The organism is Mesorhizobium sp. M4A.F.Ca.ET.050.02.1.1 (assembly GCF_003997725.1).
Classification (GTDB): Bacteria; Pseudomonadota; Alphaproteobacteria; order Rhizobiales; family Rhizobiaceae; genus Mesorhizobium.
Genome location: NZ_RZSG01001248.1, coordinates 1 through 1,019 on the forward strand (window position 1 = coordinate 1; position 1,019 = coordinate 1,019).

General features: G+C 65.8%; 2 protein-coding genes. Both read left to right on the forward strand.

The genetic code is table 11. The annotated features are described in order from the left end of the window. Positions 1–139: 139 nt before the first annotated feature. The gene (locus tag EOA33_RS36680; protein ID WP_127407792.1) at positions 140–559 is read left to right on the forward strand and encodes a transposase; all 420 of its coding nucleotides are present in this window, start codon (positions 140–142) and stop codon (positions 557–559) included. Further along, positions 556–900: an IS66 family insertion sequence element accessory protein TnpB gene (gene tnpB, locus EOA33_RS36685; protein WP_127407793.1), complete on the forward strand. Its 345-nt coding sequence runs from the start codon at positions 556–558 to the stop codon at positions 898–900. The genes EOA33_RS36680 and tnpB overlap by 4 nt, the downstream gene beginning before the upstream one ends. The last annotated feature ends 119 nt before the right edge of the window (positions 901–1,019 follow it).

Here is a 1,019-nt window from a genome sequence, read left to right on the forward strand (position 1 = left end):
GTCCACGCGGGCTGCGGCCGCGTAGGTAGGGACTCTTCGTGGAAAGCCCCCGTTTATCGTAAGCGCCCATTTAACCCCATGTTTCGCTGAGTTGTGAAGACGATGACACTGCCGCGATGATTCTGCGCGGGAGGTTGGTTTGCAGTCTGCACCCAAGTCCAGACTTGAAAGTTTTGTAGTCATCGAGGCGGTAGCAAACCGTCTCGAGGAGAGCCCGGCGCTGCTGCGCCGTCGCTGGCCGGCGGAGGCGAAGAGGCGGATTCTGGAGGAGACACTGGCGCCGGGCGTGAATGTCTCGGCGGTGGCTCGAGCGCATGGGGTGAGCCCGCAGCAGCTGTTTGCCTGGCGGCGCAAGGCGCTCCGCTCGGGTGCGATTGCTCTTTTGCCGGATAGGCCCGAGGCGGAAGCGCAGAGCTTTGCATCGGTGGAAGTCTCGCGCGGGGAAGGCGCCGGCATGGGCGGGCTGGAGATCGTCATCGGCGATGCGACGATACGCGTTGGCAATGACGTCGCCCCGACCCTTCTGACCACGGCGATCCGGGCGGTGCGTGCGGCATGATCCCGACGGGAGCCAAAGTCTATGTGGCGACGCGGCCGGTCGACTTCAGGAAGGGCCCCGACGGGCTCATGGCGCTGGTGCGCGACGGCGGTGCCGATCCGTTCTGTGGCGCGCTCTACGTGTTCCGCGCCAAACGCGCCGACCGGGTGAAGATCGTGTGGTGGGACGGGTCCGGCCTTTGCCTGTTCGCCAAGCGGCTGGACGAGGACAAGTTCCGCTGGCCACGGGTGGAGAACGGCGTGATCCGGCTTGCCGCGCCGCAATTGATGGCGCTCGTCGAGGGCATGGACTGGACGCGGGTCAAGGCGGAGCGCAGGCGACAGCCGACCTCGGCCGGATAGACCGTGACCAAGTGACTCAGGTCGTCGAAAGCGGGCCTCGAATCGGCCAAACTGTGCTTCTGTCGCAGCCATGACGCGCAGTGCTTCTGCCCTTCCCGACGATGCCGGCACGCTGAAGG